The sequence below is a fragment of the Pseudonocardia sp. C8 genome (assembly GCF_014267175.1).
Classification (GTDB): Bacteria; Actinomycetota; Actinomycetes; order Mycobacteriales; family Pseudonocardiaceae; genus Pseudonocardia.
This window is the reverse complement of record NZ_JACMTR010000002.1, coordinates 993,011-1,012,503: the sequence shown is the minus strand read 5'-3', so window position 1 is coordinate 1,012,503 and position 19,493 is coordinate 993,011. Positions and strand designations below refer to the sequence as shown.

16 protein-coding genes are annotated in these 19,493 nt (G+C 74.4%); 8 read left to right on the top strand and 8 right to left on the bottom strand.

Annotated elements, in window-relative coordinates; translation table 11 throughout:
* Window positions 1–157: 157 nt before the first annotated feature.
* On the top strand, window positions 158–1,312 hold the full coding sequence (locus H7X46_RS05470) for an acyltransferase family protein (RefSeq protein WP_370588620.1): 1,155 nt from the start codon (window positions 158–160) through the stop codon (window positions 1,310–1,312).
* Here H7X46_RS05470 and H7X46_RS05465 read toward each other — a convergent pair.
* Entirely contained in the window at window positions 1,309–2,115 is an 807-nt protein-coding gene (locus tag H7X46_RS05465) for a PIG-L family deacetylase (protein ID WP_186358372.1), read from the bottom strand. The genes H7X46_RS05470 and H7X46_RS05465 overlap by 4 nt on opposite strands.
* Window positions 2,116–2,255: 140 nt before the next feature.
* Here H7X46_RS05465 and H7X46_RS05460 point away from each other — a divergent pair, with 140 nt between their 5' ends.
* From H7X46_RS05460 to boxB, 4 genes are all read left to right on the top strand, one after another.
* Window positions 2,256–3,905, top strand: a complete 1,650-nt coding sequence (locus tag H7X46_RS05460; RefSeq protein ID WP_186358371.1) for a benzoate-CoA ligase family protein — start codon at window positions 2,256–2,258, stop codon at window positions 3,903–3,905.
* 112 nt (window positions 3,906–4,017) lie between these two features.
* On the top strand, window positions 4,018–4,455 hold the full coding sequence (locus H7X46_RS05455) for a GNAT family N-acetyltransferase (protein ID WP_186358370.1): 438 nt from the start codon (window positions 4,018–4,020) through the stop codon (window positions 4,453–4,455).
* A 79-nt stretch (window positions 4,456–4,534) separates the two neighbouring features.
* A complete protein-coding gene (boxC, locus tag H7X46_RS05450) occupies window positions 4,535–6,244 on the top strand; it encodes a 2,3-epoxybenzoyl-CoA dihydrolase (protein ID WP_186358369.1) in 1,710 nt (569 codons plus the stop codon).
* 3 nt (window positions 6,245–6,247) lie between these two features.
* Window positions 6,248–7,660 (top strand): benzoyl-CoA 2,3-epoxidase subunit BoxB, encoded by a 1,413-nt coding sequence (gene boxB / locus H7X46_RS05445; protein ID WP_186358368.1) that lies wholly within the window; start codon window positions 6,248–6,250, stop codon window positions 7,658–7,660.
* 57 nt (window positions 7,661–7,717) lie between these two features.
* Here the strand turns inward: boxB and H7X46_RS05440 are convergent, their stop codons facing one another.
* Both H7X46_RS05440 and H7X46_RS05435 read right to left on the bottom strand, forming a co-directional pair.
* On the bottom strand, window positions 7,718–9,235 hold the full coding sequence (locus tag H7X46_RS05440; protein ID WP_186358367.1) for an alpha/beta fold hydrolase: 1,518 nt from the start codon (window positions 9,233–9,235) through the stop codon (window positions 7,718–7,720).
* Between the two features lie 151 nt (window positions 9,236–9,386).
* Entirely contained in the window at window positions 9,387–10,601 is a 1,215-nt protein-coding gene (locus H7X46_RS05435; RefSeq protein WP_186358366.1) for a macrolide family glycosyltransferase, read from the bottom strand.
* 74 nt (window positions 10,602–10,675) lie between these two features.
* Between H7X46_RS05435 and H7X46_RS05430 the strand changes: the two genes are divergently transcribed.
* Entirely contained in the window at window positions 10,676–11,731 is a 1,056-nt protein-coding gene (locus H7X46_RS05430; protein ID WP_370588619.1) for an alpha/beta fold hydrolase, read from the top strand.
* Entirely contained in the window at window positions 11,731–12,504 is a 774-nt protein-coding gene (locus H7X46_RS05425; RefSeq protein WP_186358365.1) for an alpha/beta hydrolase family protein, read from the top strand. The genes H7X46_RS05430 and H7X46_RS05425 overlap by 1 nt, the downstream gene beginning before the upstream one ends.
* On the opposite strand, the gene H7X46_RS05420 is transcribed toward H7X46_RS05425, so the two are convergent.
* The 4 genes from H7X46_RS05420 to H7X46_RS05405 form a co-directional block, all read right to left on the bottom strand.
* Window positions 12,505–12,915: an META domain-containing protein gene (locus H7X46_RS05420; protein WP_186358364.1), complete on the bottom strand. Its 411-nt coding sequence runs from the start codon at window positions 12,913–12,915 to the stop codon at window positions 12,505–12,507. It lies immediately after the preceding gene.
* A 191-nt stretch (window positions 12,916–13,106) separates the two neighbouring features.
* The gene (locus H7X46_RS05415) at window positions 13,107–13,472 is read right to left on the bottom strand and encodes a cupin domain-containing protein (RefSeq protein ID WP_186358363.1); all 366 of its coding nucleotides are present in this window, start codon (window positions 13,470–13,472) and stop codon (window positions 13,107–13,109) included.
* 136 nt (window positions 13,473–13,608) lie between these two features.
* Window positions 13,609–13,833, bottom strand: a complete 225-nt coding sequence (locus tag H7X46_RS05410; protein WP_186358362.1) for a hypothetical protein — start codon at window positions 13,831–13,833, stop codon at window positions 13,609–13,611.
* Between the two features lie 81 nt (window positions 13,834–13,914).
* Complete coding sequence (locus H7X46_RS05405) at window positions 13,915–14,919, bottom strand: LacI family DNA-binding transcriptional regulator (RefSeq protein WP_186358361.1); 1,005 nt, start codon at window positions 14,917–14,919, stop codon at window positions 13,915–13,917.
* An 88-nt stretch (window positions 14,920–15,007) separates the two neighbouring features.
* Between H7X46_RS05405 and H7X46_RS05400 the strand changes: the two genes are divergently transcribed.
* The gene (locus tag H7X46_RS05400; protein ID WP_186358360.1) at window positions 15,008–16,684 is read left to right on the top strand and encodes a glycoside hydrolase family 13 protein; all 1,677 of its coding nucleotides are present in this window, start codon (window positions 15,008–15,010) and stop codon (window positions 16,682–16,684) included.
* 344 nt (window positions 16,685–17,028) lie between these two features.
* Here H7X46_RS05400 and H7X46_RS05395 read toward each other — a convergent pair whose 3' ends face one another.
* Window positions 17,029–19,281 (bottom strand): HNH endonuclease signature motif containing protein, encoded by a 2,253-nt coding sequence (locus H7X46_RS05395; RefSeq protein ID WP_186358359.1) that lies wholly within the window; start codon window positions 19,279–19,281, stop codon window positions 17,029–17,031.
* Window positions 19,282–19,493: the final 212 nt, after the last annotated feature.

Below are 19,493 nucleotides of genomic sequence, written 5' to 3'. Positions count from 1 at the left end.
CGGGCGCGCGCCGCCCGTCGATTGTGCTCTACGGAGGGTAGAACGAACACCCCCCGGTCTCGCACCCAGGGCCGCCTTCGGCCGCTACCACAGCCGCCCGGCGCCGCGCGCGGGGTCCGCCGGACGGCGGTACCGAGCGGCTGCCTACCGTGGCGGCGTGGTCGCACCGACTCCGGACCGCGGTCGGCCCGGTTCCCGGAGGCGGGAGCCCGGCTGGGACGTGCTGCGCAGCGGGTTCGTCCTGCTCGTCGTGCTCTACCACGCCACCTACCTCGGGCCGGTGCTGCATCCGGAGCTGCTCCCCCGCCGGTACTCGTTCGACCACCAGGTCGGCGCGAGCCTGCTGCTGGTGATCTCGGCGTACTTCGCCTGCGCCACCCTGGGCCGGCACTCCCCCGGCCGCTACTGGTGGGGACGGGTCTGCCGCCTACTGCCCGCGTTCCTGGTCGCGGTCCCGGTCGCCTGGACGGTGCTGCGGCTCGGCGCCCCCGCCGAGTGGGGGACGCCGCCGTCCCGAGAGCTGTGGATCAACTGGCTGATGCTCGGGAACTGGGACACCGTGCGGTTCCCGTGGCTGGACCCGGCCTTCTGGACGCTGCCGCTGCAGCTGATGGCGTTCACCGCGGCGGCCGTGCTCAGCACGACCCGCTGGGGTTCCGGACGGCGGCTGCGGGTGCTGCTGTGGGCGATGGTGCTGGTCCCGCTCCTGCTCTGGCCGCTGCGGGCGCGCCCGGGCGACCCCGCCGAACCCCCCGAGTGGTACCGCATGGTCATCGACGGCTTCGGGTTCCACCGGCTGCACCTGTTCGTCGCCGGGATCGTCATCTGGCTGTGGTCGACCGGCCGGACGCGCACCGCGCACGCGATCGCGCTCCTCGGGATGTGCGGGATCGCCCAGTGGCTGCACGCCTTCGTCCCCGGCCCGGACGGCGTGGTGTGGCTCGACCGCGACCACGTCGACCTGGCGGCCGTGGCCATGGTGTGCGCCGGGATCGCCCTGGTCGCGCTGGTCGCCCGGCTGCCCCGGCCGGGCGCGTGGACCCCGGCCCCGCTCGCGGCCGCGTTCCGGTGGCTGGCCGGCATCTCCTACGGCGTCTACCTCATGCACCAGACCGCGGGGTACGTGCTGATGCGCAGGCTGCAGGACGCCGGCGCCGGCCCGCTGGTGCAGTGCACCGCGATGCTCGCGACGGCGGTGCTGCTGGGCTGGCTGCTCACCCGCTGCGTCGAGCGGCCGGCCCACGCGGCGCTGATGCGCACCTGGGACCGGTGGGCGGCGGCGCGGGACACCCGGGAACGCGTGAACGCCTAGCGCAGCGGCTCGAACACGTCCGTCCAGACATCGGGGGCCGAGGCCGGGTTCGGCTGCGCCTCGACGATGTAGAACTCGGTGCCCAGGCCCATCGCGAACACCGGATCGGGCATCGTCAGCATGAAGTGGTCCGGGCCCATCTGGCTGGCGTGCGCCCGCATCGACGCCCGCTTCGCCTCGGCGAACTCGACGGCCTCGACCCGGTGGGTGATCTCCGACTCGGGCTTGCCGAACGAGCCGTCGTCGGGGAGCTCCGGGGGCTCCCAATCGGTGCCGCGTTCCTTCTGCAACCCGCGCCAGCCGCGCAGCAGCCAGTCCCGGTTGGTGGTGTTCTGCGCGACGACCGGGACGCCGGCCAGCTCCCCGGCGCGGGCGCCGACCCGGTGGACCTGGATGTGGTCGGGGTGGCCGTAGCCGCCGATGTCGTCGTAGGTGGTGAGGACGTCGGCCTCCTCCTCCTCGAGGAGCAGCGCGAGCCGCTTGGCGGCGTGCTCGACCGGGGCCTGCCAGAAGCAGTACGGCGCGTCGTTGGACGGTTCGCCCTTCATCCCCGAGTCGACGTAGCCGAGGAACTCGACGCGGGCGACCCCGAGCTCCTTCGCCGACGCGTAGCACTCCGCGGAGCGGCGCACCGAGAGGTCCTCGCCGTCGGCGAGGACGCCCGGCACCGGCGCGCCGAGCTCACCGCGGGTGGCGAAGACGAGCACGACCCGGTGTCCGAGGGCGGCGGCCTTCGCGAGCGTGCCGGCGGTGCCGATCGACTCGTCGTCGGGATGGGCGTGGAAGCTGACGAGGGTCCCCACGCCCGCGCAGCCTACGCAGCGCCCCGGCCGCCCCGGCGGAGGGCCGCGGAGATCGACGACCCGTTGATCTACAACCCGTTGACGACACGTCGGATGTGCGTAGCATCACAGACCCCGAACCGGCACAGGAGCCGCCCACCATGGCCGACGTCGTCACCGCCGACGAGCCCGTCCGTCCCGCCGCCGCGCCGCCCGGATCGCCGGAGCCGTTCAACGCGGCCGCCTACCTCACCGCCGCCCGGGTCGCGGCCGGTGACGGCGGGCGCACCGCGGTCCGCTCCCCCGGCGGCACCCTCACCTATGCCGAGCTGACCGACCGGGTCCGCGCGGTCGCGGGTGCGCTGCGTGCGGCCGGGGTCCGCCCCGAGCAGCGGGTGCTGCTGGTGATGGCCGACGACCTCGACCTGTTCACGGCGATCCTCGGGGCGATGTGGGCCGGTGCGGTCGCCGTCCCGGGCTCGACCATGCTGACCGGCCGCGAGCTGGCCGTCCTCGTGCGGGACTCGCGCGCCACCACGGTGGTCGGCGGCGCGGCGTTCGCCCCGCAGCTCGCCGAGGCGGTCGCCGGGGCACCGGACGTCGAACGGGTCGTGCTCACCGGCGACACCCCGCTCGACACCGGAACCACGTCCCTGACCTGGGTCGAGCTCCTCGCCGGTGGCGAGCCGATGCCCGAGCCGGCGCCGACCTGGTCGGAGTCGCAGGCGCTGTGGCTCTACACCTCGGGCACCACCGGCAAGCCCAAGGGCGCGATGCACCGGCACAGCGACATCCGGTACGTGTGCGAGACCTACGGGCAGCAGGTCCTCGGCATCCGCGCCGACGACGTCTGCCTGTCGGTGGCGAAGCTCTTCTTCGCCTACGGCATCGGGAACTCGATGTTCTTCCCGCTGTCGGTGGGCGCGTGCGCGGTGCTCGAGCCGTCCCGCCCGGACCCGGACCGGTACTCCCGGCTGGCGGCCGAGCACGGCGCCACGCTGTTCTTCGCCGTCCCCAGCTTCTGGGGGCCGATGCTGGGCGCGGAGCTGCCGCGGGAGCGGTTCGGCACCGTGCGCCGGGGCGTGTCGGCGGGCGAGGCGCTGCCGGCGCGGATGTTCCACGGCGTGCGCGAGCGCTACGGCTTCGAGGTGCTCGACGGCATCGGCTCCACCGAGGCCCTGCACATCTTCATCTCCAACCGGCCCGGCGAGGTCGTGCCGGGCAGCTCCGGGTTCCCGGTGCCCGGCTACGAGGTCGAGCTGCGCCGCCCGGACGGCAGCGTGATCACCGAGGCCGGCGAGCAGGGCATGCTCTACGTCGCGGGCGATTCGATCTGCACCGGCTACTGGTGCCGCACCGAGGTCAACCGGCTCGTCTTCCAGGGCCGCTGGATGCGCACCGGCGACCAGTACGTCCGCAACGCCGACGGGTCCTGGTCCTGCCTCGGCCGCGCCGACGACGTGCTCAAGGTGGGCGGGATCTGGGTGTCGCCGGGCGAGGTGGAGGGCCGGCTGCTGGAGCATCCCGGCCTGGCCGAGGCGGTCGTGGTCGGCGTCCCGGACGCCGACGGCCTGGACCGGCCGGTCGCGTTCGTCGTCCCCCGCGACCCCGGTTCCGCGCCGTCGGCGGACGAGCTGATCGCGTTCTGCCGGGACGGGCTGGCGGCGTTCAAGCGGCCCCGGGTCGTCGTGACCGTCGACGAGCTGCCGAAGACCCCGACCGGGAAGATCCAGCGCTACCGGTTGCGGGAACGCGCCGCCGCCGACCCGGCGGTCACCGGGCGGCCGGTGGAACCGGAGTCGGTGGTCTGACGGGCTCGTCCGGGTACCCGCCGGGTGCCGTGCCGGCGACGACCTTGGCCGCAGCCGCCGGGCGCGGTTGACTCGCGGGCGTCACCTGTCACCCGACGGCGAGGAGGCCGGCGTGGATACGTGGGAATGGATCCCGGAGACCCCCGCGAGGTGGGACGACCGGAAGCAGCGGGTGCTGGACGGCCTGGACCCGGCCCTGTTCGGCCTGGGCAGGCCCGCGGCCGGGGACGCGCTGGGCGACGAGTGGTGGCGGGTCGACGACGGCGCCGGGGAGACCGTCGCCTACGGCCGGCTCGACGACTCCTGGGGCGACGCGGAGATCCTCGTCCTGGTCCGGCCGGACGCGCAGCGCACCGGCGTCGGCTCGTTCGTGCTGGCCCGGCTGGAGGCCGAGGCCGGCCGGCGCGGGCTGAACTACATCTACAACGTCGTCCCGCACGACCACCCGGATCCCGAGCAGGTCACCGGGTGGCTCGCCGCGCACGGGTTCGTCCGGAACGACGTCGGCGAGCTGCGCAAGCAGGTCCGCGTGGCGGTCACCCCGGACTGAACACTCCACAATCTTCCATCGCTCCGTCGCCTTGCTGTAGCCTGTTGGGTACGCGACGACGCGAGGAGGCACCGTCCCCATGACCGATGCCGGCCCCACCACCGACGGCGAGTCCCCGGCCGTCGACTACGACCGGGATCCCGCGGCGTACCGGCACTGGCGGCTGGAGATCGACGCCGACGACCCGGCGGTCGCGTGGGTGATCCTCGACGTCGACCCCGACGGCGGCCTCGTCCCCGGCTACGAGCTGAAGATGAACAGCTACGACCTGGGCGTCGACATCGAGCTGTACGACATCACCCAGCGGCTGCGCTTCTGCCACCCCGGGGTGAAGGCCGTCGTCCTGACCAGCGCCACCGACCGGAACTTCTGCGCGGGCGCGAACATCCGGATGCTCGCCGGGTCGCCGCACCCGTGGAAGGTGAACTTCTGCAAGTTCACCAACGAGACCCGCAACGGCATCGAGGACGCGACCGCGCACTCCGGCCAGACCTGGATCGCCGCGGTCAACGGCACCGCGGCCGGCGGTGGCTACGAGCTCGCGCTGGCCTGCGAGCAGATCCTGCTGATCGACGACAACTCGTCGACGGTCGCGCTGCCCGAGGTCCCGCTGCTCGGGGTGCTCCCCGGCACCGGCGGGCTGACCCGGGTCACCGACAAGCGCCGCGTCCGCAAGGACCGCGCCGACGTGTTCGCCACCAAGCCCGAGGGCATCGGCGGCCGGCAGGCCGTCGAGTGGCGGCTCGTCGACGAGGTGATCCCCAAGCGCCGGTGGGACGAGACCGTGCGCGAGCGGGCCACCGCCGCCGCGGCGGAGTCCCGCCGGCTGCCCGGCGGCGACGGCATCGCGCTGCCCCCGCTGGACCGCACCGAGACCGCCGACGGCATCACCTACCGGCACGTCCGGGCCGCGTTCGACCGCGACCGCGGCTTGGTGGAGATCACCGTCGACGGCCCGGACGGCGGCGTCCCCACCAGCATCGAGCGGGTGCGCGAGCTCGGCGCGGACTTCTGGCCGCTGGCCATGACCCGCGAGCTCGACGACCTGATCCTGCGGCTGCGCAGCAACGAGCAGGAGCTGGGCACGTGGGTGATCCGCACCCGCGGCGACGTCGAGGACGCGCTGGCCTTCGAGCACCTCATCGAGCAGCGCTCGTCGTCGGACTGGCTGGCGGGCGAGATCCGGCACTACTTCAAGCGGACCCTCAAGCGGCTCGACGTCACCTCCCGGTCGCTCATCGCGCTGATCGAGCCCGGGTCGTGCTTCGCGGGGGCGCTGCTGGAGCTGGCGCTGGCCTGCGACCGGCAGTACATGCTCGACGGCACGCTCGACGAGGACGACTCCGAGCAGGGCGACGAGGCCCAGATCATGCTGACGGCGTCGAACTTCGGGGCGTTCCCCATGGGCAACGGCGTCACCCGGCTGGCGTCGCGGTTCCACGGCGACGACGACCACGTCGCCAAGCTCCGGCAGGAGACCGGGCGCCGGATCACCGCGCGCGACGCGCTGGAGCTGGGCCTGGTCACCGACGCCCCGGACGACATCGACTGGGACGACGAGGTCCGGATCATGCTCGAGGAGCGGGCGTCGATGTCCCCGGACGCGCTGACCGGGATGGAGGCCAACCACCGGTTCGTCGGGCCGGAGACGATGGAGAGCCGCATCTTCGGCCGGCTCACCGCGTGGCAGAACTGGATCTTCGTGCGCCCGAACGCCTCCGGGCCGGAGGGTGCGCTGCGCAAGTACGGCACGGGCCGCAGGGCCGATTTCGACCGCAGGCGGGTGTGAACCATGTCGATCGACTACTCCGAGAAGATCCCGAACAACGTCGACCTCGCGGGCGACCGGAAGCTGCAGCGTGCGCTGGAGTCGTGGCAGCCGAACTTCCTGAACTGGTGGAAGACGATGGGGCCGGCCGTGCCGACCCAGGACGTCTACCTGCGCACCGCCGTCGACGTCGGCAAGGAGGGCTGGGCGCAGTTCGGGCACGTCGCCATGGAGGAGTACCGCTGGGGCGTGTTCCTCGCCGAGCGGGGCGACGACCGGCGGATCGCGTTCGGCGAGAACCGCGGCGAGCCCGTGTGGCAGCAGGTGCCCGGCGAGTACCGCGCCGACCTGCAGCGGCTCATCGTCATCCAGGGTGACACCGAGCCGGCGTCGGTGGAGCAGCAGCGCCGGCTCGGCGAGACCGCACCCAGCCTCTACGACCTGCGCAACCTGTTCCAGGTCAACGTCGAGGAGGGCCGCCACCTCTGGGCGATGGTGTACCTGCTGCACGCCTACTTCGGCCGCAACGGCCGCGAGGAGGCCGAGGCGCTGCTGCAGCGCAACTCCGGCGACCTCGACTCACCCCGGATCCTCGGGGCGTTCAACGAGGAGACCCCGGACTGGCTGAGCTTCTACATGTTCACCTACTTCACCGACCGGGACGGGAAGTACCAGCTCGGCACGCTGAAGGAGTCCGCCTTCGACCCGCTCTCGCGCACCTGCGAGTTCATGTTGAAGGAGGAGGCCCACCACATGTTCGTGGGCACCACCGGCATCGACCGCGTCGTGCAGCGGACCTGCGAGCTGATGCACTCCCACGACACCGCCGAGGTCGGACCGCACGGCGGCGTCCCGCTGGACGTGATCCAGCGCTACATCAACTTCCACTACTCGGTGTCGCTGGACCTGTTCGGCTCCGAGCAGTCGACGAACGCGGCCAACTACTTCACCGCCGGCCTGAAGGGGCGCTGGCAGGAGGAACGCCGCCGCGACGACCACGTGCTCACCGAGGACGGCTACGCCATGGAGCAGGTCCGCGACGGCGAGGTGGTCACCGACGAGGTCCCGGCGCTGCTCGCGCTGAACCTGGACCTGCGCAACGAGTACGTGAAGGACTGCCAGTCGGGACTGAAGCGCTGGAACCGGATCCTGGAGAAGAACGGCTTCGACGAGCGGCTCTACCTGCCGCACGTCGGGTTCAACCGCGAGGTCGGGCTGTTCTCCGGTCACCACGTGACGCCCAAGGGCGATCTCGTCGGCCCGGACGTCTGGGAGGCGCGCCGCGACGGCTGGCTGCCCTCGGCCGCGGACCGGACGTTCATCCAGAGCCTCATGCACCCGGTCTACGAGCCGGGCAAGATCGCCGGGTGGATCGCGCCGCCCACCAACGGCATCAACGGCAAGCCCTTCGACTACGAGTACGTGCACTTCGCCTGACGAGCCGGTTGCCCCGCAGGTGGTGCCGGGCGGCGGGCCGCCGGGCCGGCGTGGCCCTCACCCCGCGCCGGTCGGCGCCCCCGGGTCCGGCGGCGGCACGGCCGGGCACTGCACGTCCGAGCGGTCCCCGCCGACCCGTTTCGGCAGCGCCCCGGTGAGCAGGTAGTCGGCCACCGTGTCGTCCACGCACGCCACCCCGGACAGCGAGGCCGAGTGGGTGTGCCCGCCCAGCCCCTCGATCAGCGCGGAGCCGGGGAACGTCCGGCGGGCCTGCAGCGCGCCCTCGTACGGGGTGGCGCCGTCGAAGGTCTCGGAGATGAGCAGCGGGCCCGTCCGCAGCGCGCCGGAGACGACCGGCGCGGGCCCCGGCGGCACCGGCCAGTTCAGGCAGGGCGCGTTGTACCAGGCGTTGCCCCAGGTCTCGAACGGTGCCGTCCGGTCGATCGCGGTGTGGTCGCGCTTCCAGGTCGCCCAGTCCTGCGGGAACGGCGCGTCGGTGCACTGGGTGGCGAGGTAGACGGCGTAGTTGTTGTCGTCGGTCGGCGACCCGGCCCGGTCGAACGCGGCCTTGAGCGCGGCCGCGTCGCCCCGCGCACCGGCGACGAACGCCTCGGCGACGCTGCCGTACTCGCCGACGTTGTAGCCCGCGCGCAGGAAGATGTCGGTCCACTCCGCCGAGCCGATCTTCCCGCCGGCGGGAGCCTTCCGGAACTGCTCGTAGAGGGCGTAGAAGCGCTGCTCGACGGCGTCGCCGCTGGTGCCGAGGTGGTAGGTGGCGTCGTTCTTGGCGACCCAGTCGAAGAAGACACCGATGTTGCGCTCGAACGCGACGTCCTGGTTCAGGTTGGCCCGGTACCACCAGTTCCGCGGGTCGACGACGCCGTCGAGCACCATCCGGTGGACCCGCTGCGGGAACCGGGTGGCGTAGACCTGCCCGAGGAGCGTGCCGTAGGAGAAGCCGTAGTAGCTGATCCGGTCGGCCCCGAGTGCCTGCCGGAGCAGGTCCATGTCCTGCGCGGTGTCCTCGGTGCGCAGGTGTTTCAGCAGCGCGCCGCCCCGGGCGCCGCACGCCTGCGCGTACGCCTTCGTGCGGGGATGCCAGGCCGCCTCCGCGCCGTTCTCCGGCCGGTAGTCCGGCCGGGCGTACCCGCCGTAGCCGGGGTCGCAGCTCAGCGCCGGCTCGCTGGCCCCGACGCCGCGCGGGTCGAAGCCGATCCAGTCGTAGGCCGACCCGGCGTCCTTCGGGACGGCGCCGCCGAGCCGGCTCAGCCCCAGCCCCGGCCCGCCCGGGCCGCCCGGGTTGACCAGGACGGCGCCCTGGTAGCGGTCCTGGGGCACGGTGTGCCGCACCCGGGAGACCGCCAGCCTGATCGTCTGCCCGCCGGGGTCGGCGTGGTCGAGGGGCACGGTGAGGAACCCGCACTCGGCACCGGCGGTGACCAGCGACGGGTCCGTGCAGGGTCCCCACGCGATCGCCGGACGCGCGGGGGCGGGCGGGGGCTGCGCGGCCGCGGGTGCGGCGGCCCCCACGGTCACCACGAGCGCGCCGAGGAGCGTGCCGATCGTCCTGCGCACTGACCCACCTCTTCCGGGCGCACCGCCCGTCGCCCGACCGGGAGCGCAGACGTTGCCATTCGCGACACGGCGTCCACAACGACGACACCGCGCGGCGACACGATCGGACGTACCGAGCCGGACACCGCGCACACGGCGGACGAACCGGTGATCACGCCCGTCCGCAGCCGCCCTGCCCGCACGCGCAGCCGCCGCACCCCGGCCGGCGGACCAGCGACTCGACGACGTCCGCGGCGGCCGGTGCGCCGCCGGCCGCCCGGGCGACCGCCTGCTGCTCTGCGCACCGTTGCGCGACCGCCTCCGACGACGCCACCCGCAGCACCGCCGACCGCAGGCTCTCCGGGGTCACCTCGTCGGCCGGCAGGTGCTCCCCCACCCCGAGCGAGGCGATCATGTCGGCGTTGCCGAACTGGTCGACGGCCTGCGGCACCGCCACCATCGGGACGCCGTGCCAGAGCCCCTCCGCGCAGCCGCCCATTCCGGCGTGGGTCACGAACGCCGACGCGTGTGCCAGCACCGCGAGCTGCGGGACCCACTCGCGGACGACGACGTCGTCCGGGATCTCCCCGAGCACCGAGGGGTCGACGTGCGGGCCGGTGGCGAGGACCGTCTGCCATCCGGTGCCGTGCATGGCCGCGATGCAGTCCCGCCAGAACCGCGGCCGGTCGGTGTAGGCGGAGCCGAGCGAGACGAGCAGCAGCGGGCGCGCCGGTTTGGGCCACAGGCCCTGGTGCGAGCAGTCGCCGATCACCGGGCCGACGAACGTGTACCGCGCCCGGTCGACCCGCTCGCGATGCGGCTGCATCGCCTCCGGGATCAGCACCACCGACCGGTCGGGTGGGCCGAGGAACACCCGGTTCCCGACGCCGGCGCCGACCTCGTCCAGCCAGGCGTCCAGTTCGGCCCGCCAGGCCAGGCCCTCGGGCGTCTCCAGGAAGGCGAACGCGTCGGCCATGTCCTGCTCGAAGCCGTCCCAGGCGACCATGTGCGGCGCCAGCTCGACCCTCGGCAGCCCGTGCACCCGGGACAGGGCGTGCCCGGCCCAGCCGCTTCCGTCGTAGCAGACGACGTCCGGGAGGTCCGCGGCCAGCGCCTCGGCGATCTGGGCGTACGCCGAGCGGGCCTCGTCGGAGAACAGGCGCATCGCCGCGACGCCGCCGTCCGGCCACTGCTCGCCCCGCGCCGGGTCCGGCAGGCCGGTGCGGATCGGCAGCACCGTCGCGCCGGTGGCCGCGACGGCGTCGGCGAACCGTTCGGGCACCGGGTAGGTGACGCGGTGGCCGCGGGCGACCAGCTCGGCCATCACCGGCAGGTTGGGGTGGACGTGGCCGTGCGCGGCGACCGTGGACATCAGGACGTGGCTCATGGCAGGCCGATCCTCCCCCGCGTCCCGCCGGGTTCCTTGACCGGGTCAGGCGGGCCCGGCGAGGATCGTCGCTCGTGGAGCTGCTGCCCGGCGTCCGGCGCCGTGACGTCCAGACCGACCGGATCCGGATGCACCTGCTGGAGGCGGGCCCCAACGACGGGACACCGGTGGTCCTGGTGCACGGCAACCTGTCCACCGGCCGGTTCTTCGAGCACGTCATGCCGGAGCTGGCCGCGGACGGGTACCGCGTCCTGGCCCCGGACATGCGCTCGTTCGGCCGCAGCGACCCGGCCCCGATCGACGCCACCCGCGGGCTCGACGACTGGTCCGACGACCTCGCCGCCCTGCTCCGCGCGCTCGGGATCGGCGCCCCGCCGCACCTGGCCGGCTGGTCCACCGGCGGTGGCGCGATCGCCCGGTTCGCGCTGGCCCACCCGGCCGCGTCGCTGACGTTGATCGACCCGGTCGGGCCGTACGGCTACGGCGGCGTCCGCGACGACGGCACCCTCGTGCACCCGGACGGCGCCGGTTCCGGTGCGGGCGGTGCGAACCCCGAGTTCGTGCGCCGCCTGCGGGAGGGGGACGCGAGCGCCGACAGCCCGTTCTCGATCCGCAGCGTGATGCGGCAGACCTACTGGTCGCCGGCGTTCCGGCTGCCCCCGGAACGGGAGGACGTGCTGGTCGACGAGATCCTGCTGACCACGATCGGCGACGGCGGCTACCCGGGCGAGGTCGCGTCGTCGCCGCACTGGCCGGGCTTCGCCCCCGGCACGACCGGGCTGCTCAACGCGCTGTCGCCGCGGTACCTGCGCTGGGACGGGATCGTGGACCTCGCGGTGAAGCCGCCGGTGCTGTGGACGCACGGCGCCGCGGACGTGGTCGTCGCCGACGGGTCGATGCTGGAGGCCGGCACGCTCGGCCGGGCCGGCCTGATCCCCGGCTGGCCCGGCGAGGCGGAGTTCCCGCCGCAACGGATGGTCGCCCAGATCCGGACCGTGCTGGAGCGCTACGCCGACGCCGGCGGTGCGGTGCGCACCGAATGGTTCGAGGGTTCCGGGCACGGCCCGCTGTTCGACGCCGAGGCCCGCTGGACACGGGTGTTCCGGGAGTTCCTCGGGTCGGCCGGGTAGTGGCCCGGCTGCGCTGCGACGTCGTCGCCGACTCGCTCGGGCTGGCCACGTCGATCACGGTGCTGCTCCCGCAGCCGTCGCGGACCCGGATCGGGGCCGGGGTGCGGGACCTGGATGCGCCCCCGCCGGTGCTCTACCTGCTGCACGGGCTGTCCGACGACGACACGGCGTGGACCCGCTACACCGCGCTCGAGCGGTACGCCGACGAGCTCGGCCTGGCCGTGGTCATGCCGCAGGTCCACCGCAGCTTCTACACTGACCAGGCGCTGGGCGGCCGCTACCGGAGCTGGATCTCCGAGGAGCTGCCGTCGCTGGTGGGGCGGTTCTTCCGGGTGTCCGCCGATCCGGCGGCGACGTTCGTGGCCGGGCTGTCGATGGGCGGGTACGGCGCGCTGGCGTGGGCGTTGCGGGAGCCGGAGCGGTTCGGGGCGGCCGCGTCCCTGTCCGGGGTGCTCGACCTCGACGCGCTGGTGCAGGGGCCGGTGCGGGAGGAGGACCCGCGGATCTGGGAGCGGATCTTCGACGGCGCCCCGGTGACCGGCACCGACGCCGACCTGTTCACCCTGGTCGACCGGGCGGTGCTGCATCGCGTGCCGCCACTGCACCTCTGCGCCGGTACCGAGGACCCGCTGCACGGGCAGTCGGTCCGGTTCGCCGAGCACGCCCGCGCGGCCGGGCTGGAGGTGCACACCGACTTCGGTCCCGGCGCGCACGAGTGGGGCTACTGGGACGCGCGGATCCGCGAGGTCCTGCACCGGCTCCCGCTGCCGTGATCAGGGCAGCTCGGGCACCATCCGCCCCAGCTCGGCCCCGGCGCCGTCCCGCAGGACGAGGGCCTCGCCGTCGATCTCGGCCCGGGCGCCGCCGGAGATCCAGAACGCGATCGGGACGTTCTCGCAGCCGATCAGCGTGCTGGGGCCCGCCGTGCCGGCGAACGTGCCGTCCGGGCGGACGGTCCAGGTGCCGCGCTGACCGTTGCAGCCGTCCGAGCCGGTCCACCCGCCGTCGGCGGTGAACTCGGCGAACGCCCGGCCCTGCGCGGTGCCGTCGGCCGGGTACCAGCGGCCGACGAGGTCCGCCGCCGTGGCCGGACGCGGGCCCTCGCGCGGCTGGGCGGCGGCGTCGGCGCAGCCGAGCACGGCCAGGACGGCGAGCACCGCCAGCCCGAGCATCGTCCGGTTCATCTCCCCACCTCCGTCCGCCTCCCGCGCAACGTGCCCACCCCCGGCCGAGGTTCCCGCAGGGCGCGTCCCCCCGCCAGACCCCGCTGAACGCTCACGAAACCTGGCGACGCTCACCCGATCCCGCGAGCGTGGCCGGGTTCGGTGAGCGTTCGGTCTCGAGACGCCGAGTGGGGTGGGCGGCGGGGGGTGCGTCAGTCGTCGTCGCGGTGGGCGGCCCCGATCTCGAACGCCGGCAGGCACACCGCGACGTACTCGGCGCCCTCCGGGCCGGGCGAGCTGTAGCGCACCCACTCCCCCGGCGCGGTGTGCACCGCCTGCCCGGCGGCGACGGTGAGCTCGCCGCCGTCGTACTCGACCCGCAGTTCCCCGCGCAGGACGAGCGTGTACTCCTCGAACTCGGGGGACTGGCCGGGTTCGGCCCAGCCGGACGGGCTGCGCATGTGCGCGACCGACACGTTCTCGGCGCCGGTGTTCACCCGGCCGACGTACTCGTCGATGGTCTTCGGCGGGGTCCCGGCGGCGGTGACCCGGCTGGCGGTCTCGATCAGCTGCGGCATGGGCCCATCCTCCGCGGTCGCGCCCGGTGGCGGCTCACGGGTTACCGCTCGGGCGGCATCCGGGCTCGCGGGCCGGCGCCGGGTTGACGCCCCGCCGGGTTCGCGGGCCCCGCCGGGTTCACGGGCCCGGCCGGGTTCACGAGCCGTCGTCGGCCGGCGGGCGCGGCGCCGGCAGCACCGGGCCGGGCCGGGCGTCGACCGGTTCGGCGGGGAACGGGCCGCCGTGGGCCGACAGATCGATCCGCACGACGCGGGCCGGGGGAAGGACCAGGACGGTCTGGTCCGCCTCCGGCCGCACCGGATGCCGGTAGTGCGTGCGGACCCAGCTCCGGCCCCGCCAGTGCCCCACGACCCTGACCACGGCTCACCTCCCGGTGTCACCCGCCAGGGAACCACGGACCCCCGACCGTCGGCGCGCCTCCGCAGGTGGCGAGCACGCCTGTCAGCGGCGCGCAGGTGGCGCCGTCGTCCCCCGCACGACGAGCCGGGTCGGCAGCTGGGCACCCTCCGGACGGGCGCCGTCGAGGGCGGCGAGCACCGCCCGCCCGGCCAGCTCGCCCTGCCGGTGGACGGGCTGGGCGATCGTGGTGAGATCGGCGACGGCGGCCATCTCGTGGTCGTCGAAGCCGACCACGGACACGCTCCCCGGCACGTCCACGCCGGCCCGCCGCAGGGTGCGGACCAGGCCCAGCGCGGCCTCGTCGGACATGGCGAACACCGCCGTCGGCAGCCGCGGGAGCGACAGCAGGGCACCGGCCGCCGCATCCCCGGCCTCGACGTCCGCACCGACCTCGAGCACCGGACCCCGGGCGCGGCCGGACTCGTCGAGGGCCTCCGCCCAGCCGGCCCGGCGAGCCCGGGTGGTCTCGCGGCCGCAGGCCTCGTCCTCGTCGAACGAGACCAGGGCGACCTCGGTGTGCCCCAGCCCCACCAGGTGCCGTACGGCGGTCCGCGCGCCCGCCCGGTCGTCGATCCCGATCCGCGGCCGGCCCGGCATCGTGCCGCCCACGACGACGACCGGCACGTCCAGCCCGTCCAGCGCGGCCCGCTCGGCCTCGTCGATGGCGGTGGCGACGACGATCAACCCGTCCGCGCGCCCCCGCACCGGCAGCGTGTCGAAGAAGTGCGCGCGGCCGTCGGGGTCGCCGACGTTGTACAGCTGCAGCGCGTGCCCGCCCGCGGCCAGCACCGACTCCACACCGGCGACCGCCTCGGCGAAGAACCAGCGGGTCGGGAACCGCGCGAGCACCGCGACGGTGGCCGTGCGGGCCGGCACCACGTACCCGAGGCTGGCGGCCGCCCGGCGGACCCGGGCCCGGGTCTCGGCGGACACCGGCGTGCCCTCCCGCAGCGCGCGGGAGACGGTCGCCGGGGACACCCCGGCGAGCTCGGCCACCCGCCGGACCCCGGCCCGGCGGACGACCTCCCGCACCGGCACGTCCGTCACGGTGACATCCTCCCCCGACCTCGACATGCGTTGCAACGTCGTGCAACAGTGTGAAACACCGCCTGCACGCATCGACCCGGGGAGAGGCATGACCGCCCACGACCTCGACTGGTGGCGCAACGCCGTCGTCTACCAGGTGTACATCCGCAGCTTCGCCGACGGGAACGGGGACGGCACCGGTGACCTCGCCGGCCTGCGCAGCAAGCTCGACCACCTCGCCCGGCTCGGGGTCGACGCGATCTGGATCAACCCGTGGTACCCGTCGCCACTGGCCGACGGCGGCTACGACGTGGCCGACTACCGCGCGATCAACCCGATGTTCGGCGACACCGCGCAGGCCGAGGCGCTGATCGCGGAGGCGCACGAGCGCGGGCTGAAGATCCTGCTCGACATCGTCCCCAACCACCACTCCGACGAGCACGAGTGGTTCCGGGCGGCCCTGGCCGCGGGTCCCGGCTCCCCGGAGCGCGACCGCTACGTCTTCCGCGACGGCCGGGGCCCGGACGGTTCCGAACCGCCGAACAACTGGGAGTCGATGTTCGGCGGGCCCGCCTGGGAGCGCGTGCCCGAGCGGAGCGCAGGCGGAGCGAGCATCGCTACCGACGGCCAGTGGTACCTGCACCTGTTCGACGTCAAGCAGCCGGACGTGAACTGGGAGAACCCGGAGGTCCGCGCGGACTTCGAGCGGACCCTGCGGTTCTGGTTCGACCGGGGTGTCGACGGCTTCCGGATCGACGTCGCCAACTCGATGATCAAGCAGCCGGGGCTGCCGGACGTCGTGGAGGGCGTCAACGACATCCAGGACGGCGGCCACCCCTACCTCGACCGCGAGGAGGTGCACGACATCTACCGCGCCTGGCGGGCGATCGGGGACTCCTACGACCCGCCGAAGGTCTTCGTCGCCGAGGCGTGGGTGCCGGACCCGGAGCGGCTCGCCCGCTACCTGCGGCCCGACGAGCTGCAGACCGCGTTCAGCTTCAACTTCCTCACGGCGGCCTGGCTGGCCGACGACCTGCGCCGCAACATCGACGACGCGATCGCCGAGAACACCGCGGTCGGCGCGCCTGCGACCTGGGTGCTATCCAACCACGACGTGTGCCGGCACCCGAGCCGGCTGGCCCGCAAGCCCGAGGCCGGCCGTGGCTGGAACCTCGACGACGTCCTCGATCTGCCGGCCGACCCGGAGCTCGGGCTGCGCCGGGCCCGCGCGGCGACGCTGCTCATGCTGGCGCTGCCCGGGACCGCGTACCTGTACCAGGGTGAGGAGTTCGGGCTGCCCGAGGTCGAGGACATCCCGGTCGACCGGCTCGACGACCCGACCTGGGAGCTGTCCGGGCGCACCAAGCGGGGGCGGGACGGCTGCCGGGTGCCGCTGCCCTGGGCCGCCGACGAGCCGGCGTTCGGGTTCAGTGCCGGCCGCCCGGCCACCCCGTGGCTGCCCCAGCCGGACGTGTTCGCCCGGCACGCCGCCGACGTCCAGGAGGCCGACCCGGACTCGGTGCTGCACCTCTACCGGGACGCCCTGGCGATCCGCCGCGCGCACCCTGCGCTCGGTGGCGGCGGCCTGACCTGGCTGGACTCGCCCGAGGGGACCCTGGCTCTGGCCCGGACCTCGGACGAGGGTGACGGCGGCTTCACCGCGCTGGTGAACGTGTCGGCGCCGCCGGTGTCGCTGCCCGAGGACGCCGAGGTGCTGCTCGCCAGCGGTCCGCTCACCCCCCGCGGCGAGGTCCCCGCCGACACCACGGTCTGGCTGCGGCAGTGACCTGACGCCCGGGTGTGGACGGTGCCGTTTGCGCTGCCGGCGTCGTTGAGCATCCGCAGCTACCCGGACGGCCACGACGTCCGCGACCTGGGCACGTCGCCGGTCGGCCCGGTCCGTCACGGCGGCGGTGACACCGGAACGAGACCGCGGCCTGACGCCGCCACGATCCGTGCGGCCGCATGCGGGGCGGGCCAGGACGGCTCATCGGTGAGCTGTTCACGTCCCTGGTTCCATTCGATCGTGGAGGCCCGCGGCCGGTTGTGCGGTCGCGTGGCGCTCGCCGACCGGGGGGTGTCGGCGAGCGCCGGCGCGGTCCGGCGTGCCAGTCGTGACGGCCGTCGAGGTCAGAACGGTGGCGGCTCGTCGTCCGGCTTCCGTTCCGGTCTCGGTTTCGGTGGTGGTGGCAGGGGCGGGTTGGTCGCCGGGCGTTGCAGCAGCGGTGTGTCGTGTTTCCGCAGGTCCCCGTCGACTTCGGCGGCGCTCTGCTCGCCCGGCTGCTCGTGCTCCTGCGACTCGGGCGCGGTCGGCTCGGGGTCGGGGAGGTCGGGGCGGACGGGTTCGCCGCGGGTGCGGTAGGTGCGCCCCAAGGGGCTCTTCCAGCAGAACCGGCCGGGTTCGGGTTGGGTCAGGGTCCAGCCGCGGTCCTTGTCGGCGTGGTGGCGGCCGCAGGCGGGCCCGATGTTGGCCGGCACGGTCGGTCCGCCGTGGTCGTGGTCGGTGGTGTGGTCGAGCTCGGAGCGTCGGGCCGGGCGGGTGCAGCCGGGGCCGATGCAGGTGCGGTCGCGGACGTGGATGTGGGTGGCCAGTGGTCCGCGGGCGAACCGGGCGGTGGGATCGGCGTCGAGTCGGGTGCGCCGGGTGTCGCGGTCGGCCCAGGCGCGGGCGATCTCGGCCAGCAGTGGGTGCCAATCGGCCAGCCCGGGGTCGGCGGCATAGCGGTCGAGTTCGTCGAGGCTGATGTGGAGCTCGACGACGCCGCCGCGCACCGGCGGCGCGCCCGACGGGGCGCCGGGCGGGTTCTCCCGGTTCGGTGTGCCGGGCGGGTTCGGGCCGTTCGGGGCACGGGTGCGGGGGCGGCGGCGCAGGGGGCCGGCCAGCAGGAGGTAGCCGTCGGGGTCGGTGATGGCGAAGATCCAGCGGGCGCCGCGGCGTTGGGTGGTGGCGGCGGTGCGGGCGGTGTGGGCGGTGATCGGGCCGAGGCCGGGGATGTCGCCGGGGCGGTCGTCGCGGCCGGCCAGGGTGCCGAGTCCGACGCGGAGTTCGATGCCTTCGCGGGTGGCGACCCGGTCGTGCGCCCACCGGTCCTGGGCCGGCTGTTCGGCGGCGGGCGGGTTCCCGGCCGAGTCGGAACCGGCGGCCGAGTGGACGTCAGCCGCGGAGTCGCCGTCGGCGTCGCGCTCGGCATCGGCGCCGCGCTCGGCATCGGCGTCGCGCTCGGCATCGGCGTCGCGCTCGGCATCGGCGTCGCGCTCGACATCGGCGTCGCGCTCGACATCGGCGTCGCGCTCGACATCGGCGCCGGAGGCGCCCTCGTAATCGCCCTCGGCGTCGGTGTTGGCGTCCGGGCTGGCGTCGGTGTCGCCGGCCCGGTCGCCGGAGTCATCGACAAGGGTGCCGACCGAGTCGCTGTAGCCGGTGCCGGACTCACTCGTGCCTGAATCCCCGGTGCCGCTGTTCCCGGTGCCGGTGGCGGCGGTGTCGCCGCTGGCGCCGGTGTCCGCGGTGTCGGTGGGCTGGTCTTCCGGGCGTGGGCAGGCCAGGAGCCGGTCGATGATCTCGGCCTCGGTCAGGCCGTGGAAGGCGCCGTCGAGCATCCCCAGGTACAGGTCCGTGCTGATCTGGGCCAGGGTGCCGGGGTGTCCGGCCCGCCGGCAGGCGGCGGCCAGCCGGTCCAGGCGGGCGGCCGCGGCGGCGGCCTCGTCGGCGGGTAGCCCGGTGCCGGTCAGGGTGGCGGTGCCGGTGTGCGGGTCCAGGTAGAGCACCAGGCCGCGGGCCTGCACGGCACGCTGGTAGCGGCGCCGCCGCAGGGCCGGGTTCAGGTGCAGCAGGGCCCGGTAGAGCCGGTCGCGCAGCTGGGCGGTGGTCCACCCCGGCGCCTGGGGCAGGAACCGGTCGCACAGCTTCCGGGCCTGCTCGGCGGTGAGGTCCCCGGTGCCGGGGTCGAGGTAGTCGACCAGCACCCGGGCCTTGGCCAGGTCGATCCGACCCTCCTCGAGGGCGGTGAACACCCACGGCAGCCGCTGGCACAGGGTGGTGGCGAACCCGAGCTCGCGCTCGGCGCGGGCCCGGGTCCAGGTCAGCCCGGCCGCGATCTCCCCGGCCGCCCACTCGAACTGGTCCTCCGAGCGCAGCACCGCCCCCGCCCGGGCGGCGGGGCCGTCGGGCAGGTCGGCCAGCGCGGCCGCGTGGCTGATCTCCACCAGCCCGGCGTAGAACCCGGCGTGCTCGTGGGCCAGCTGCCGGTCCCGGGCCTGCAGCACCTCGACCAGCCGGTCGTTGGGCAGCTTCTCCCACGCCAGTTCGGCCAGGACGGCGGCCAGCTCCGGGCCGGGCGGCAATCCCGCTGCCCGGTCGATCAGCTCCACCACCTCGACCATGAATCGAACATACGTGCGACCTCTGACGGAACCGGGCTGCAGGCGGCCATGCTCCGCAAGTTCACCCGGACGGCCCAAACGAGGCCCGGAGTCGCGGCCCGCCTGAGCGGCGCCACCACGATCGCTGGGACCGCCATCTGGACGACACGATCCCAGCAGGCCCCGCCGCATTCAGCGGCGAGCGAACTGGCCCGATCGGGGTGCAGTTCCCT